Source organism: Streptomyces sp. SLBN-31, assembly GCF_006715395.1.
Classification (GTDB): Bacteria; Actinomycetota; Actinomycetes; order Streptomycetales; family Streptomycetaceae; genus Streptomyces.
In genome coordinates this window covers 949,853-962,956 of the sequence record NZ_VFNC01000001.1, presented here as the reverse complement: position 1 = coordinate 962,956, position 13,104 = coordinate 949,853, and the positions used below count along the sequence as shown (strand labels likewise).

The following is a 13,104-nucleotide window of genomic DNA, read 5'->3' as shown; positions in this document are numbered from 1 at the left end:
TTCAACGCTTTGGCGATCTGTTGCCAGACTTGGCGGTGAATGGATGCGTAAACGTGATGCGGGCTGTTGGGTTCCGTTATCCGGACAGTGGGTAACGGGGGCCGGACGGGAATTCTTTCGGACATTTGGTTTACAAGTGGATCAGTTGGCGGTATCTACGCGCGAAGAACGTCTCCTCCGGTCTGAACCAAAGGCGCGCGTCTCAGTCCGCGTCGCCCGGAGCGGACACTCAGTACCCACCCCGCACCGGCGGGTAGCCGTAGCCCGCCGCGGGCGCCTGGGCGGGGGCGCCGGCGGGGGCGTGGGCCTCGCGGTCGTAGAAGGGGCGGGCGCTCGCCCGCATCCAGAGCGCGACCGGGTCGAAGTCGTCGGACATCGCCACGGTCGACACCGGCAGCCCGTCGGGTACGGCGCCGACGGACTGCTGCATCATCGCGCGGACGGAGTCGACGGCGCCGGGGCTGGTGTCGTACACGTCCAGGCCGATGGCGAGGTACGGCGCGCCGAGCGCCGGCTGCACCCACGCGCGGCGCAGGGAGCGTACGGCGGGGGTGCGGTGGGCGTTCTGCGCGAGGAGGGCGAAGAACTGCGGGATCTCGATGGCCGGCTCCGACAGCCGGAGCGGGCCGGCCGGCTGGCGCTCCAGGCCGGTGGCGACCCGGCGCAGGTCCAGCCAGGGGATGCCGACGCCGCCGCCGGGGGCGTGCGGGTTGAGCCAGAGGCCGAAGTGGTCGGGGTAGAGGGTGCGGGCCACGTCGAGGCCGTCCACCACCTCGTACGACCTGTTCCAGCCGCTGGCGCTCAGTTCCTGGGCCGAGGTGACGCAGGGGGCGTAGCCGTAGCCGTCGACCTCCATGTTTCCGTACTGGGCGTCCGGCGAGCCGGCCTGGCCGTGCCACAGGAGCATCCAGATCTGACCCGAGCCGGGGGTCGCGAGGGCGCGGAGGAGTGCCTCGTAGGCGTCGTAGCGCCCGGGCGTCACCTGGCGCAGCATGTGCTCGACGCTGCCGCTGAGGCTCGCGCTCACCTGTCGTACCGCCCCTTCGAGAAGTTGCCCCGCATTGAGTGACAGCTTAAGCGCCCGGTGGCTCAGGACCCGTGGTGCGTACGGCGTCGCCGCCGCGTCCTCTAGAGGTGGTCCCTGACGTAGAAAGGGCGCACCTGGTCCCTCATCCACACCGCCACCGGGTCGTCGGTGACGTCCAGGAGGACCAGGTTCACCGGCCACTGGGTGGGGATCCGGGTCACCGCTCTCTCCAGGGCCTGCAGCGGGAGGGCCCTGAGGTCGCCCTCCCACTGGGAGAGTTCCACGCCGACGAACATCACGGGGTCGGCCGTCTCCACGGCCGCGAGGCAGCGGCGAGCCGTGACGACCACGCCCGTCTCGGCGAACTCCGCCGAGGCCGCGGCCAGGAAGTCGATCGGGTCGTCCTGCCAGTCCGGTTCGTAGAGCTTGACCCGCCCGCCGGCGGCGGGGCCGTCGAGGGGGGTGCGGCCCACGCGGCACAGCTCGGCGACCGCGGCGGGCGGCAGGGGCATGCCGACCACGCCGTCGGGGTTGACGATGAGGCCCACCTGCGGGGGCAGGCCGCGGGCGAAGTCGACGGCCGGGGCGATCGTGTACGCCATGTGGCTGCCCACGGCCTGCCGGAACTGCTCCTCGGAACTGAAGACGGGGACGTAGGCCTGGCCCTCGAGCTCCACCGTGGGCAGGTCGACGGGGCCGGTGTCCGGGCCGCCGCCGTTGGGCAGCGGGATCCACAGGTAGCTGCGGCCCAGGACCTCGATGATCCGGCCGCCCGCGGAGGGCACGCCGAGGGAGGCCGACAGCACCTCCTCCAGCTCGTTGCCGGGCCAACCGCCGTGCGGATGGGGGTGCGCCTGCGTGGGAAAGTCCGCGGGGAGATCCGCTGGGAAGTCCATCTGTCTACGACCGCCTGCTGAGTACCACTGCTGAGGCTGGCAAGGCTAGCGGGTACCACCGCCACCGGCCCCTCCCCGCGCACGGCCCGCTCACGTCCAGTGCGGCGGGCAGGCCGCGACGTCCGCGGCGGGACGAACCGCGCGGCAGGGCGGCAAGGGGGCGGGGACGGGTTGTGAGCCGGACGCGCGTCCCCCGGCCGAGGCCGTCGCTGAGCCGACAGCGCTGACGCGTCGCTGCGCGCGCGGTGGGGCCGGCGGTGGAGCGGGGTGGCTTCCGGGCCGGGCACGCGTCCCCCGGCCAAGGCCGTCGCTGAGCCGACAGCGCTGACGCGTCGCTGCGCGTGCGGCGGGGCCGGCGGTGGAGCGGGGTGGCTTCCGGGCCGGGCACGCGTCCCCCGGCCGAGGCCGTCGCTGAGCCGACAGCGCTGACGCGTCGCTGCGCGTGCGGCGGGGCCGGCGGTGGAGCGGGGTGGCTTCCGGGCCGGGCACGCGTCCCCCGGCCGAGGCCGTCGCTGAGCCGACAGCGCTGACGCGTCGCTGCGCGTGCGGTGGGGCTGCCCGTGGGGCGGGGTCGGGGTTGTGGGCCGGCCGGGCAGAGGCGCCACCGCGGTGACGTCGGTCCTTGCGTACGGGGCCTGTCGATGTGCGTCGGGTCAGGTGGTGAAGGTGATGGTGGTGAGGGTGTTCGCTGCGGGGCGGTCCAGGAGGAGGGCCGAGGTGATGCCGGTGGGAAGGTCGCCGCGTTCTACGGAGCGGATCAGGCGGGCGGCCGCGGTGCGGTGGCGCAGGAAGGCGTAGCGGGAGACACCCCGGCCGCGCTCGCGCTGGCCCTCCAGCGCGGTGCGCGGGGTGACGTCGAGGAGCAGCAGGTGCATGGCACCGCCCCGGCGGCGGGCCTCGCGGGCCAGCCAGTCGCGGACCCAGGCCTGGGTGCCGCAGTCGTGCACGACGACGCCCTCCCCGTGCCGCAGGGCGCGGCGCAGGCCGGCGAAGTGGGCGAGCCGGACCAGGGGGCGGTAGACCGCGTACGGCAGCAGGCGCGGGGCGCGGGCCTCCCAGCGGTCCCGGGTGTCCTGTGAGTCGACGCGTATGCCCCGCACCGCGCGGCTCATCAGCGTGGACTTGCCGCTGCCGGGCAGGCCGGTGACGACGACGACGTCACGGGGGCCGAAGAGCAGGGCGTGCGGGCTGCGGCCGGAGCGGTCACGGAGGTCGCGGACGACCGGCGCCGGTCTCCGGCCGCACCGCTCGCGGGCCGGGGCCGCGGACTGCTCGGGCAGCGAGACCGCCGAGGTCGTGGCGTACACCGTGGTCCTGTTCACCGTGATCGTCCTTCCTGCGGGGTCAGGAAAGCTTCTCCCCACCGTTTGTAAAAGGAAGGTAATGCAGGATGTCTCGCGGTTCGGTCCTTTTCCCGCCACAGGCCTGTTACAGATGCGGCCTGCCACGGGCCGGGCGGGGCGTGCAATGATGTGCGCGCCAACTGCATACCGGCCGTTTGAATCCGCGCGGGAGAGTCCCCAGCACGTCTGCGTCGCTGGGGCGCCGAAGGAGCAAGTCCCTCCCTTGAATCTCTCAGGCCCCGTTACCGCGCGGGCGAGGCACATCTGAAAAGCGGGCCGCCGTCCTCGGCGGTCCCACCCACGGTGCAAGCCATGCCGTCCGCGGTCATGGCGAACCTCTCAGGTTCCGATGACAGATGGGGAGGAACGACCTCGCCCGTCATGACCTCGTCCGTCATGTTCAACGCCCTGGGAGACGACCGTCCGATGAGCAGTACCGAAATCCGCCGTACCGCGCTCGATGCCCTGCATCGCTCGCTGGGCGCGACGATGACCGACTTCGCCGGCTGGGACATGCCCCTGCGCTACGGCTCCGAGCGCGACGAGCACCTCGCCGTGCGGACCAAGGCGGGCCTCTTCGACCTCTCCCACATGGGTGAGATCACCGTGACCGGCGAGCAGGCGGCCGCCCTGCTGAACCACGCGCTGGTGGGCAACATCGCCTCGGTCGGCGTGGGCCGCGCCCGCTACACCATGATCTGCCGGACCGACGGCGGCATCCTGGACGACCTGATCGTCTACCGGCTCGCGGAGACCGAGTACATGGTCGTCGCCAACGCCTCCAACGCCCAGGTGGTCCTGGACGCCCTCACCGAGCGGGCCGCCGGCTTCGACGCCGAGGTGCGCGACGACCGGGACGCCTACGCGCTGCTCGCCGTGCAGGGCCCCGAGTCGCCGGGCATCCTCGCCTCCCTCACCGACGCCGGCCTCGACGGCCTGAAGTACTACGCCGGCCTGCCGGGCACGGTCGCCGGCGTCCCCGCGCTCATCGCGCGCACCGGCTACACCGGCGAGGACGGCTTCGAGCTCTTCGTACGGCCGGAACACGCCGTCGAGCTGTGGCAGGCGCTGACCAAGGCCGGCGAGGGCGCCGGGCTCGTCCCCTGCGGACTGTCCTGCCGGGACACCCTGCGCCTGGAGGCGGGCATGCCGCTGTACGGGCACGAGCTGAGCACCGAGCTGACGCCCTTCGACGCCGGGCTCGGCCGGGTGGTGAAGTTCGACAAGGAGGGCGACTTCGTGGGCCGCGAGGCCCTGGAGGCGGCCGCCGCGCGGTCGCGGGAGAACCCGCCGCGCGTCCTGGTGGGCCTGGTCGCCGAGGGCCGCCGGGTGCCGCGCGCCGGGTACCCGGTCGTCGCCGGCGGCGAGGTGATCGGCGAGGTCACCTCCGGCGCCCCCTCCCCCACGCTGGGCAAGCCGATCGCCATGGCGTACGTCGACGCGGCGCACGCGGCACCGGGCACGCCCGGGGTCGGTGTGGACATCCGGGGCACCCATGAGCCGTACGAGGTCGTGGCACTGCCCTTCTACAAGCGGCAGAAGTAGACACTGGAGCCGGACGGCTTCACCGCACGGACGTGACGCCGAGCACATCCGCCCTGCTCACTCGCGTATCCAGCAGTCCCCCATTCACCAGCACTCCCGCGCGTACAGGAGAATTCAGGCCATGAGCAACCCCCAGCAGCTGCGCTACAGCAAGGAGCACGAGTGGCTGTCGGCCGCCGAGGACGGCGTCTCGACGGTCGGCATCACCGAGTTCGCGGCCAACGCCCTCGGCGACGTCGTCTACGCCCAGCTTCCCGAGGTGGGCTCCGCCGTGACCGCGGGCGAGACCTGCGGCGAGCTGGAGTCGACCAAGTCGGTCAGCGACCTGTACTCCCCCGTCACCGGTGAGGTCACCGAGATCAACGAGGACGTGGTGAACGACCCGTCCCTGGTCAACTCGGCCCCCTTCGAGGGCGGCTGGCTGTTCAGGGTCCGCGTCACCGAGGAGCCGAGCGACCTGCTCTCCGCCGACGAGTACACCGCCCAGAACGCCGGCTGAGGAGCCGTAGACGCATGTCTGTCCTGAACACACCCCTGCACGAGCTCGACCCTGAGATCGCGGCCGCGGTCGACGCCGAGCTCGGGCGCCAGCAGTCCACCCTCGAGATGATCGCCTCGGAGAACTTCGCTCCGCTGGCGGTCATGGAGGCCCAGGGCTCGGTCCTGACCAACAAGTACGCCGAGGGCTACCCCGGCCGGCGCTACTACGGCGGCTGCGAGCACGTCGACGTCGCCGAGCAGATCGCCATCGACCGGGTGAAGGAGCTGTTCGGCGCCGCGTACGCCAACGTCCAGCCGCACTCCGGCGCCTCCGCCAACCAGGCGGCCCTGTTCGCGCTGGCCAAGCCCGGCGACACCATCCTGGGTCTGGACCTCGCCCACGGCGGGCACCTCACCCACGGGATGCGGCTGAACTTCTCCGGCAAGCAGTTCGACGTGGTCGCGTACCACGTCGACGACGCCGGCCTGGTGGACATGGCCGAGGTGGAGCGGCTGGCCAAGGAGCACCGCCCGAAGGTCATCATCGCGGGCTGGTCGGCATACCCGCGGCAGCTGGACTTCGCCGAGTTCCGCCGGATCGCCGACGAGGTCGAGGCGTACCTGTGGGTCGACATGGCCCACTTCGCGGGCCTGGTCGCGGCGGGGCTGCACCCCAACCCGGTGCCGTACGCCGACGTCGTCACCTCCACCACGCACAAGACGCTCGGCGGCCCGCGCGGCGGCATCATCCTCGCGCGCAGCACCGACTTCGCGAAGAAGCTGAACTCCTCGGTCTTCCCCGGCTTCCAGGGCGGTCCGCTGGAGCACGTGATCGCGGCGAAGGCGGTGTCCTTCAAGGTCGCCGCGGGCGAGGAGTTCAAGGAGCGCCAGCGGCGTACGGTGGAGGGTGCCCGCATCCTCGCCGAGCGCCTGACGGCCGCCGACGCCCGCGAGGCCGGGGTGAACGTCCTGTCCGGCGGCACGGACGTGCACCTGCTCCTGGTCGACCTGCGCGAGTCCGAGCTGGACGGGCAGCAGGCCGAGGACCGGCTGCACGAGATCGGCATCACGGTCAACCGCAACGCGGTCCCCAACGACCCGCGCCCGCCGATGGTCACGTCGGGGCTGCGGATCGGTACTCCGGCGCTGGCGACCCGCGGCTTCACGGCGGAGGACTTCGCCGAGGTCGCCGACGTGATCGCCGAGGCGCTGAAGCCGTCGTACGACGCGGCCGGTCTGAAGGCCCGGGTCGTGGCCCTGGCCCACAAGCACCCGCTGTACCCCGGCCTGAACAAGTAAGTCCCCGGTGGGGCACCCGTGAGCCGGGTGCCCCACCACCCCCGCACTGAGGAGTACCCGTGGCCATCTCGGTCTTCGACCTGTTCTCGATCGGCATCGGCCCGTCCAGCTCCCACACGGTCGGTCCGATGCGCGCGGCGCGCATGTTCGCCCGCCGCCTGCGCAACGAGGGCGTGCTGCCCTCCGTCGCCTCGGTGCGCTGCGAGCTGTACGGTTCGCTCGGCGCGACCGGCCACGGGCACGGCACGCCCAAGGCGGTACTGCTGGGCCTGGAGGGCGCCTCACCGCGGACGGTGGACGTGGAGACGGCCGACGAGCGGGTCGAGGCGATCAGGGCCGCGGGGCTGCTGAAGCTGCTCGGCGAGCACGAGATCCCCTTCTCCTTCGACGACGATCTCGTGCTGCACCGGCGCAAGGCGCTGCCGTACCACGCGAACGGCATGACGGTGTGGGCGTTCGACGCCTCCGGCACCGAACTGCTGTCGAAGACCTACTACTCGGTGGGCGGCGGCTTCGTCGTCGACGAGGACGCGGTGGGCGCGGACCGCATCAAGCTCGACGACACCGTGCTGAAGTACCCCTTCCGCACCGGCGACGAGCTGCTGCGGCTGACCGAGGAGACCGGACTGTCGATCTCCGCGCTGATGCTGGAGAACGAGAAGGCCTGGCGCACCGAGGAGGAGATACGGGCCGGGCTGCTGGAGATCTGGCGGGTCATGCAGGCGTGCGTCTCACGCGGCCTGTCCCGGGAGGGCATCCTGCCCGGTGGCCTGCGGGTCCGGCGCCGGGCCTCGATGTCGGCGCGGCAACTGCGCGCCGAGGGCGACGCGTTGGCGCACGCGATGGAGTGGATCACGCTCTACGCGATGGCGGTGAACGAGGAGAACGCGGCGGGCGGCCGCGTGGTCACCGCGCCGACGAACGGCGCGGCCGGCATCATCCCCGCCGTCCTGCACTACTACATCAACTTCGTGCCCGGCGCGGACGAGGACGGCGTGGTCCGCTTCCTGCTCGCCGCCGGCGCCATCGGCATGCTGTTCAAGGAGAACGCCTCCATCTCCGGCGCCGAGGTCGGCTGCCAGGGCGAGGTCGGCTCGGCCTGCTCCATGGCCGCGGGCGCGCTGGCGGAGGTCCTGGGCGGCTCGCCGGAACAGGTCGAGAACGCGGCCGAGATCGGCATGGAGCACAACCTGGGCCTGACCTGCGACCCGGTCGGCGGCCTGGTCCAGATCCCGTGCATCGAGCGCAACGGCATGGCCGCGGTGAAGGCGGTCACGGCCGCGAAGATGGCCATGCGCGGCGACGGCTCCCACAAGGTCTCCCTCGACAAGGTCATCAAGACCATGAAGGACACGGGGGCCGACATGAGCGTCAAGTACAAGGAAACCGCCCGCGGCGGACTCGCCGTGAACATCATCGAGTGCTGAACTCCCCCGCGCCGGGCGGAGAATGACGTTCCAGCCGGGTCTACCCATCAGTAACCGTCTGCCCCTACGCTGCCGCCAACTCGGTGACGGCGAAGGGGTTTTGACGTATGCGCGTGGTGAGACGGGTGGCGGCGCTGCTGGGCGCGGCCGCGATGCTGATGGCGGTACCGGGCAACGCCCATGCGGCGTCGCCGAAGTTCTCGGAGACTACGGCGATCGGGACGCACAATGCGTACGAGAAGGCCAAGTACACCTACTGGGCACAGGCGTTGGACTCCGGTGCCTCGCTGCTGGAGCTGGACGTGTACGCGGACAGCCTGAGCAGGCGGTGGCGGGTGAGCCACAGCAATCCGCTGGGCAACGACAACAACTGCGAGAAGGCGGCCACGCCGGGCGAGCTCTACAGCAAGAGCCGCAACCAGGACCTCGGCAGCTGCCTGGACAACATGGCGGCCTGGCAGCAGCTCCACCCCGACCACGCGCCCGTCGTCGTCAAGGTCGAGCTGAAGGTCGGCTTCAACAACAAGGCCGGCCTCGGCCCCGACGAGTTCGACACCCTGGTCTCGCGCAAGCTCGGCGGGAGCGTCTTCCGGCCGGCCGACCTACTCGGCTCCTCCTACTCCACGCTCGACGCGGCGGCGAAGGCGAACGCGTGGCCCACGCGGGACGCGATGAAGGGCAAGTTCCTCTTCGAGCTCACACCCGGCACGGTCGAGCAGCAGAACCCCTTCGACCACTACTGGACCGACGAGGAGTACGGCGACCACCTGCGCGACCTGTACGCGGCCGGGAACATCTCGGCGGCGCAGGCCTTCCCGGCGGTGCTCGGCGCGGCGGGCGGCGACCCGCGCGCCGGCCGCTACGACAGTTCCATCCGGCCGTGGTTCGTCTTCTTCGACGGTGACGCGGCGTCGTACGTCGACAACGGCTACGACACGTCCTTCTACTCGGCGAACCACTACATCCTGATCATGACGGACGCGGCCGGCGTCTCCCCGGCGATCTCCTCGACCGCTCCGACGGACGCCGAAGTGGCCGCCAGACTGGCCTTGTTGGCCGGGGACCACGCGAGTCTGATCACCTCGGACTGGGCGGCGAAGCCGGCATCCGTGCTGAGTTCGGTGGCCGCCAGAAGTTGACGCCCTAAAGTATGGGGTCCGCAACTCCTCTCCCCACGACGGTACTTCAGGGAGTTCCCCCATGCTGCACGGAATCGACGTCAGCGCGTTCCAGTCCGCTTCGTACGGTACGGACGGCCTCTCCTTCGCCTTCGTCAAGGCGACGGAGGGCCGTTCGTACGTCAACCCGAGACTGGCCGCGCAGACGAAGACCGCCCGGGACGCGGGCCTGGTCGTCGGCTTCTACCACTTCCTGTGGCCCGGCAACCTCCAGGCCCAGGCCGAGTACTTCGTCCGGCACGCCCCCGAGAAAGCGGGCGACGTCCTCGCCGTCGACTGGGAGACGACGAGCTCCGGGACGCATGCGAGCAACGCGGAGAAGGACTCCTTCATCCGCAAGGTGAAGGCGCTCAGGCCGAACAACCGGGTGATCCTCTACGCCAACAGGAACTTCTGGCTCGACATCGACCGCACCTCGTACGCCGGCGACGGCCTGTGGATCGCCGACTACGTCACGGCGGGCAAGCCCCGTATCAAGGCCAAGTGGCGCTTCCACCAGTACTCCAGCGAACCGCACGACAAGGACGTCGCGGACTTCGCGAGCAGGGCGGCCCTCAAGGAGTGGGCCGCGGGCGCCTGAGTGAGAGATCATTCCCCGTAGGGACGAGGGGAGAATTCTCATGTCGGGTGGGTCGGTCGCCGCGGTCAGCAGCAACGAAACGTACTCGTTCACCAAGCCCAACCGGGAGAGCATCACGCTGCTCGAAGGGCTGGGCGTCGAGGGTGATGTGCATGCCGGGCTGACGGTGAAGCACCGGTCGCGGGTGGCCCGGGACCCCTCGCAGCCGAACCTGCGGCAGGTGCACCTCATTCACGAGGAGCTGTTCGGCGAGGTCGGGGAGGCCGGGTTCGAGGTCGCGGCCGGGCAGCTCGGGGAGAACGTCACCACGCGGGGGATCGATCTGCTGGGCCTGCCGGTCGGCGCGCTGCTGCGGCTCGGGGACGAGGCGGTCGTCGAGGTCACCGGGCTGCGCAACCCGTGTCCGCAGATCGACGACTTCCGCAGGGGGCTGCTGAAGCAGGTCGTCGGGCGGGACGCGGACGGCTCGGTCCGGCGCAGGGCCGGGATCATGGGCGTCGTCGTGAGCGGCGGCGTGGTGCGGCCCGGGGACCCGGTCGAGGTGGAGTTGCCGGAGGGGCCGCACCGGCCGTTGGACGTCGTCTGAGCCGGCGGCGTCAGGCCCGCCACTCCGCCGTACGCTCGGGGCTCGCCGCGGCCAGCGCCTTCGTCACCCCGTCGACGCCCTCGCGCAGGCCGTACACCGGGGTGCCCGGCTGCTGGCGCCAGGAGTCGTCGAGGCCGCCCGCGTCCACGGTGTCGAAGCCGAGCTCGTCGATCAGCGCCCTGACCTTCCGCTTGGCCGCCTCGTCGTCGCCCGCCACCGGGAGCGCCTGCCGGTCGGGGGCGCCGGCCGGGCGCGCGCGTTCCAGGATGTCGATGGCATAGGTGCCGTTGAAGGCCTTGACCACGGGGTGCCCGATCTGCCGCTCGGTCCAGCGGCTCTCGGTCAGGCCCTCGTCCTCGATCCCGGCGATCTTCCCGTCGCGCTGCTGCGGGTAGTAGTTGCCGGTGTCGATCACCGCGACGCCCTCGGCGGCCCCGTCGAGCAGTCCGGAGGGCAGGTTCGGGACGGCCTTCAGCGGGACGGTGACGACGACGATCTCCGCGTCACGCGCCGCCTCCTCCACCGGTACGGGCGTCGCGCCGGTCTCCTCGGCCAGCTCGGTGAGGGTCTGCGGGCCTCGGGAGTTGGCCACGGAGACGTCGTGCCCGAGGGCCGTCAGCCGTCGGGTGAGGTTGCCGCCGATGTTGCCCGCGCCGATGATGCCGATCTTCATGACAGGCCTTGCCTTTCGGGTCGATGCACACGCATACGTCTGCTCCGCGTCAACCCCGGGCCTCTCCGGGCTATTCCGACGGGCGGCGAGTACCCGTTCCGCGCCGGCCGTCGAACGGGCATCGTCCCCGGCGGCGGGATCCGGCGCCGGGCATGACGAAGGGGCGCCGGCGCACACCGCGCCGGCGCCCCTCGGGCGGGCGTCACTTGTTCAGGTACGCCCAGAACTCGTCGAACGACAGGACCTTGTCGCCGTTGAGGTCGCGGGCCTTGATGATGACCTCGGCCACCGACTCGGTGACGTTCCAGTCGCCCCCCTGGGCCAGAGCGGTCTTGAACTCGGCGGCGGTGATGAACCCGTCGCCGTCGGTGTCGATCCTCTGGAACTCCTTGCGCGCTGCTTCGATATCGGCCACCGATCCGCCCCTTTTATCCATGTTCCATTGCCGTGCTGGCGTACTGACGCAGGTCAGACTAACCGCCCGGATGCGCCTTCAGTGCGGCGACCACCCACCCGAACTCGTCCTCGAACGTCCGCACCGGCTCGCCCTTGAGTACACCGAGCAGTTCGCGGTACCGGGCGAGACGGACGTTGTGGGTCGCCCGGACGCGTTCGAGGACGTCGGCCCGGTCGGCCCGGCCCAGCAGCTTCCGCAGCACCTCCTCGGCCTCGGGCGACTCGGGCGCGATGCCCTCCTCGCGCGCCTGACCGACCAGCTCCACGAGCCGCTTGGCGAACCACATGGACGTCCCGGCAGGCGCCCCCTGTCCGCGGTCGGCGTGATTGAACTCGGCCGCCCTGCGCATCTGCGCCTTGAACTCGGGGTCCTGCACCAGCTCCGCCAGCTCCACCCAGGCGTCCACCTGCTCGGGTGTCGGGTCGTCCGGCAGGTTCACCGCGGTGTTGCGCATCCGCTCGTGGACGTCCGGGTCGACGAGGTCGAGTCCGTGGAACATCTCGTCCACGAACTCCTCCATGATCCGCCGGCGCTCCGCCGCCGACAGCCTTGCCAGTCTGTTCATCAGGGTCATCTCCTCCGCGGTCGAACCGCGTCGCGCCACGGACGACAGCACCGCACGGGTCACCCTCAGCGTGCCGATCTGCGCGTCCAGGGCGACCACGTGCGCCGCCGCGACCTCCGCGACCGTCCGCTCCCCCACGAGCACCTTGCGCACGTCCTGGAGGCCGAGGCCCAGCTCGCACAGGGTGCGGATCAGTTCCAGGCGGGCGGCGGAGCCGGCGTCGTAGAGCCGGTAGCCGCCCGGGGAGCGGGTCACGGGGGTCAGGACGCCCTCGTCGGACCAGTAGCGGATCGTCCGCACCGTCAGTCCGGTGGACCTGGCCAGCTCTCCGATGGTGAAAAGTCCGGTGCCGTCGTCGATCATGTCTGCGAGTGTGGGCCTTCCAGTGGGTGGAGACTCAAGGAGCGCGGAGATGGAGACGTTGCGGGACATTCTCGACGCGGCGGCCCGCGACGTCTTCCCGCCCGCCGACGGCCGTACGACCGTCGTCCCGCAGGTCTGTGAGCGCGACGCCGGTGTCCTCGCCTTCACCGCGCACTCCGTCGTCTTCACCGACGAGGATCCGGACTGGGTGTACGACACCCTGCGCGCCACGGACTGCGACGCCCTGGCCGCCTCCATGAACCCGCGCTTCCTGGCGGTGTTCATGGAGCGCACGGGCCGCAGGGCGGAGACGGTCGACGCGCTGCTGGTCGCCGCCCCGCTGCCCGGCGAACCGCCCCTGGCGCTGAGGGAGATCGAGGACGCCACGCACTCCCGGGTCGGCTACGCCCGCGGCCGGCGCGACGAGGTGCGGGCCTGGGAGGCGGACGGCGGCGTGCTGGTGACGGGGCACGGGGTCGGCGGCCGGCTGGAGGTCTCGGTGGAGGTGGACGAGGGGGTACGGCACCGGGGGCTGGGGCGGCTGCTGGTGACCGCCGCCCGTCATCTGGCCACCGAGCCGCTGTGGGCCCAGGTCGCCCCGGGGAACGCCCGCAGCGTGCGGGCGTTCCAGGCCGCCGGTTACCGTGCCGTGGGCTCGGAGGCGCTGCTGCTGCCCCGGTAGGGC

Annotated in this window: 14 protein-coding genes and 1 riboswitch; of the genes, 8 read left to right on the top strand and 6 right to left on the bottom strand. The window is 71.4% G+C overall.

Going from position 1 to position 13,104, the window contains the following annotated elements:
* Positions 1–229 precede the first annotated feature (229 nt).
* The 3 genes from FBY22_RS04610 to FBY22_RS04600 all read right to left on the bottom strand — a co-directional run bounded on the left by FBY22_RS04610 (position 230) and on the right by FBY22_RS04600 (position 3,245).
* A complete protein-coding gene (locus tag FBY22_RS04610) occupies positions 230–994 on the bottom strand; it encodes an enhanced serine sensitivity protein SseB C-terminal domain-containing protein (RefSeq protein ID WP_142147368.1) in 765 nt (254 codons plus the stop codon).
* Between the two features lie 134 nt (positions 995–1,128).
* Complete coding sequence (locus FBY22_RS04605) at positions 1,129–1,923, bottom strand: enhanced serine sensitivity protein SseB (protein WP_142142610.1); 795 nt, start codon at positions 1,921–1,923, stop codon at positions 1,129–1,131.
* Positions 1,924–2,576: 653 nt separating this feature from the next.
* On the bottom strand, positions 2,577–3,245 hold the full coding sequence (locus FBY22_RS04600; protein ID WP_142142609.1) for an AAA family ATPase: 669 nt from the start codon (positions 3,243–3,245) through the stop codon (positions 2,577–2,579).
* A 177-nt stretch (positions 3,246–3,422) separates the two neighbouring features.
* A riboswitch (glycine riboswitch) is annotated at positions 3,423–3,524 on the top strand.
* A 168-nt stretch (positions 3,525–3,692) separates the two neighbouring features.
* Between FBY22_RS04600 and gcvT the strand changes: the two genes are divergently transcribed.
* From gcvT to FBY22_RS04565, 7 genes are all read left to right on the top strand, one after another.
* Entirely contained in the window at positions 3,693–4,811 is a 1,119-nt protein-coding gene (gene gcvT / locus FBY22_RS04595) for a glycine cleavage system aminomethyltransferase GcvT (RefSeq protein ID WP_142142608.1), read from the top strand.
* Positions 4,812–4,932: 121 nt separating this feature from the next.
* Positions 4,933–5,310, top strand: a complete 378-nt coding sequence (gcvH, locus tag FBY22_RS04590) for a glycine cleavage system protein GcvH (RefSeq protein ID WP_142142607.1) — start codon at positions 4,933–4,935, stop codon at positions 5,308–5,310.
* A 14-nt stretch (positions 5,311–5,324) separates the two neighbouring features.
* Positions 5,325–6,590, top strand: coding sequence for a serine hydroxymethyltransferase (gene glyA / locus FBY22_RS04585; protein WP_142142606.1), 1,266 nt, complete (start codon positions 5,325–5,327; stop codon positions 6,588–6,590).
* A 59-nt stretch (positions 6,591–6,649) separates the two neighbouring features.
* Positions 6,650–8,017, top strand: a complete 1,368-nt coding sequence (locus FBY22_RS04580; protein ID WP_142142605.1) for an L-serine ammonia-lyase — start codon at positions 6,650–6,652, stop codon at positions 8,015–8,017.
* Between the two features lie 107 nt (positions 8,018–8,124).
* Entirely contained in the window at positions 8,125–9,156 is a 1,032-nt protein-coding gene (locus FBY22_RS04575; protein ID WP_174267088.1) for a phosphatidylinositol-specific phospholipase C domain-containing protein, read from the top strand.
* 61 nt (positions 9,157–9,217) lie between these two features.
* On the top strand, positions 9,218–9,775 hold the full coding sequence (locus tag FBY22_RS04570) for a glycoside hydrolase family 25 protein (protein WP_142142604.1): 558 nt from the start codon (positions 9,218–9,220) through the stop codon (positions 9,773–9,775).
* A 40-nt stretch (positions 9,776–9,815) separates the two neighbouring features.
* Positions 9,816–10,361, top strand: coding sequence for an MOSC domain-containing protein (locus FBY22_RS04565; RefSeq protein WP_142142603.1), 546 nt, complete (start codon positions 9,816–9,818; stop codon positions 10,359–10,361).
* A 10-nt stretch (positions 10,362–10,371) separates the two neighbouring features.
* Here FBY22_RS04565 and FBY22_RS04560 read toward each other — a convergent pair whose 3' ends face one another.
* From FBY22_RS04560 to FBY22_RS04550, 3 genes are all read right to left on the bottom strand, one after another.
* Positions 10,372–11,034, bottom strand: a complete 663-nt coding sequence (locus tag FBY22_RS04560; RefSeq protein ID WP_142142602.1) for an NADPH-dependent F420 reductase — start codon at positions 11,032–11,034, stop codon at positions 10,372–10,374.
* A 202-nt stretch (positions 11,035–11,236) separates the two neighbouring features.
* A complete protein-coding gene (locus FBY22_RS04555) occupies positions 11,237–11,449 on the bottom strand; it encodes an EF-hand domain-containing protein (RefSeq protein WP_115905780.1) in 213 nt (70 codons plus the stop codon).
* A 58-nt stretch (positions 11,450–11,507) separates the two neighbouring features.
* The gene (locus FBY22_RS04550) at positions 11,508–12,419 is read right to left on the bottom strand and encodes a MerR family transcriptional regulator (protein ID WP_142142601.1); all 912 of its coding nucleotides are present in this window, start codon (positions 12,417–12,419) and stop codon (positions 11,508–11,510) included.
* A 49-nt stretch (positions 12,420–12,468) separates the two neighbouring features.
* Between FBY22_RS04550 and FBY22_RS04545 the strand changes: the two genes are divergently transcribed.
* The gene (locus tag FBY22_RS04545; protein WP_142142600.1) at positions 12,469–13,101 is read left to right on the top strand and encodes a GNAT family N-acetyltransferase; all 633 of its coding nucleotides are present in this window, start codon (positions 12,469–12,471) and stop codon (positions 13,099–13,101) included.
* The last annotated feature ends 3 nt before the right edge of the window (positions 13,102–13,104 follow it).

What these genes read in the sequence shown, in the direction of transcription:
- FBY22_RS04575 (WP_174267088.1), top strand. Translation starts at nt 8,125, where the DNA reads ATGCGCGTGGTGAGACGGGTGGCGGCGCTGCTGGGCGCGGCCGCGATG.
- FBY22_RS04560 (WP_142142602.1), bottom strand. Translation starts at nt 11,034, where the DNA reads ATGAAGATCGGCATCATCGGCGCGGGCAACATCGGCGGCAACCTCACC.
- FBY22_RS04565 (WP_142142603.1), top strand. Translation starts at nt 9,816, where the DNA reads ATGTCGGGTGGGTCGGTCGCCGCGGTCAGCAGCAACGAAACGTACTCG.
- gcvT (WP_142142608.1), top strand. Translation starts at nt 3,693, where the DNA reads ATGAGCAGTACCGAAATCCGCCGTACCGCGCTCGATGCCCTGCATCGC.
- gcvH (WP_142142607.1), top strand. Translation starts at nt 4,933, where the DNA reads ATGAGCAACCCCCAGCAGCTGCGCTACAGCAAGGAGCACGAGTGGCTG.
- FBY22_RS04605 (WP_142142610.1), bottom strand. Translation starts at nt 1,923, where the DNA reads ATGGACTTCCCAGCGGATCTCCCCGCGGACTTTCCCACGCAGGCGCAC.
- FBY22_RS04610 (WP_142147368.1), bottom strand. Translation starts at nt 994, where the DNA reads ATGCTGCGCCAGGTGACGCCCGGGCGCTACGACGCCTACGAGGCACTC.
- FBY22_RS04550 (WP_142142601.1), bottom strand. Translation starts at nt 12,419, where the DNA reads ATGATCGACGACGGCACCGGACTTTTCACCATCGGAGAGCTGGCCAGG.
- glyA (WP_142142606.1), top strand. Translation starts at nt 5,325, where the DNA reads ATGTCTGTCCTGAACACACCCCTGCACGAGCTCGACCCTGAGATCGCG.
- FBY22_RS04570 (WP_142142604.1), top strand. Translation starts at nt 9,218, where the DNA reads ATGCTGCACGGAATCGACGTCAGCGCGTTCCAGTCCGCTTCGTACGGT.
- FBY22_RS04545 (WP_142142600.1), top strand. Translation starts at nt 12,469, where the DNA reads ATGGAGACGTTGCGGGACATTCTCGACGCGGCGGCCCGCGACGTCTTC.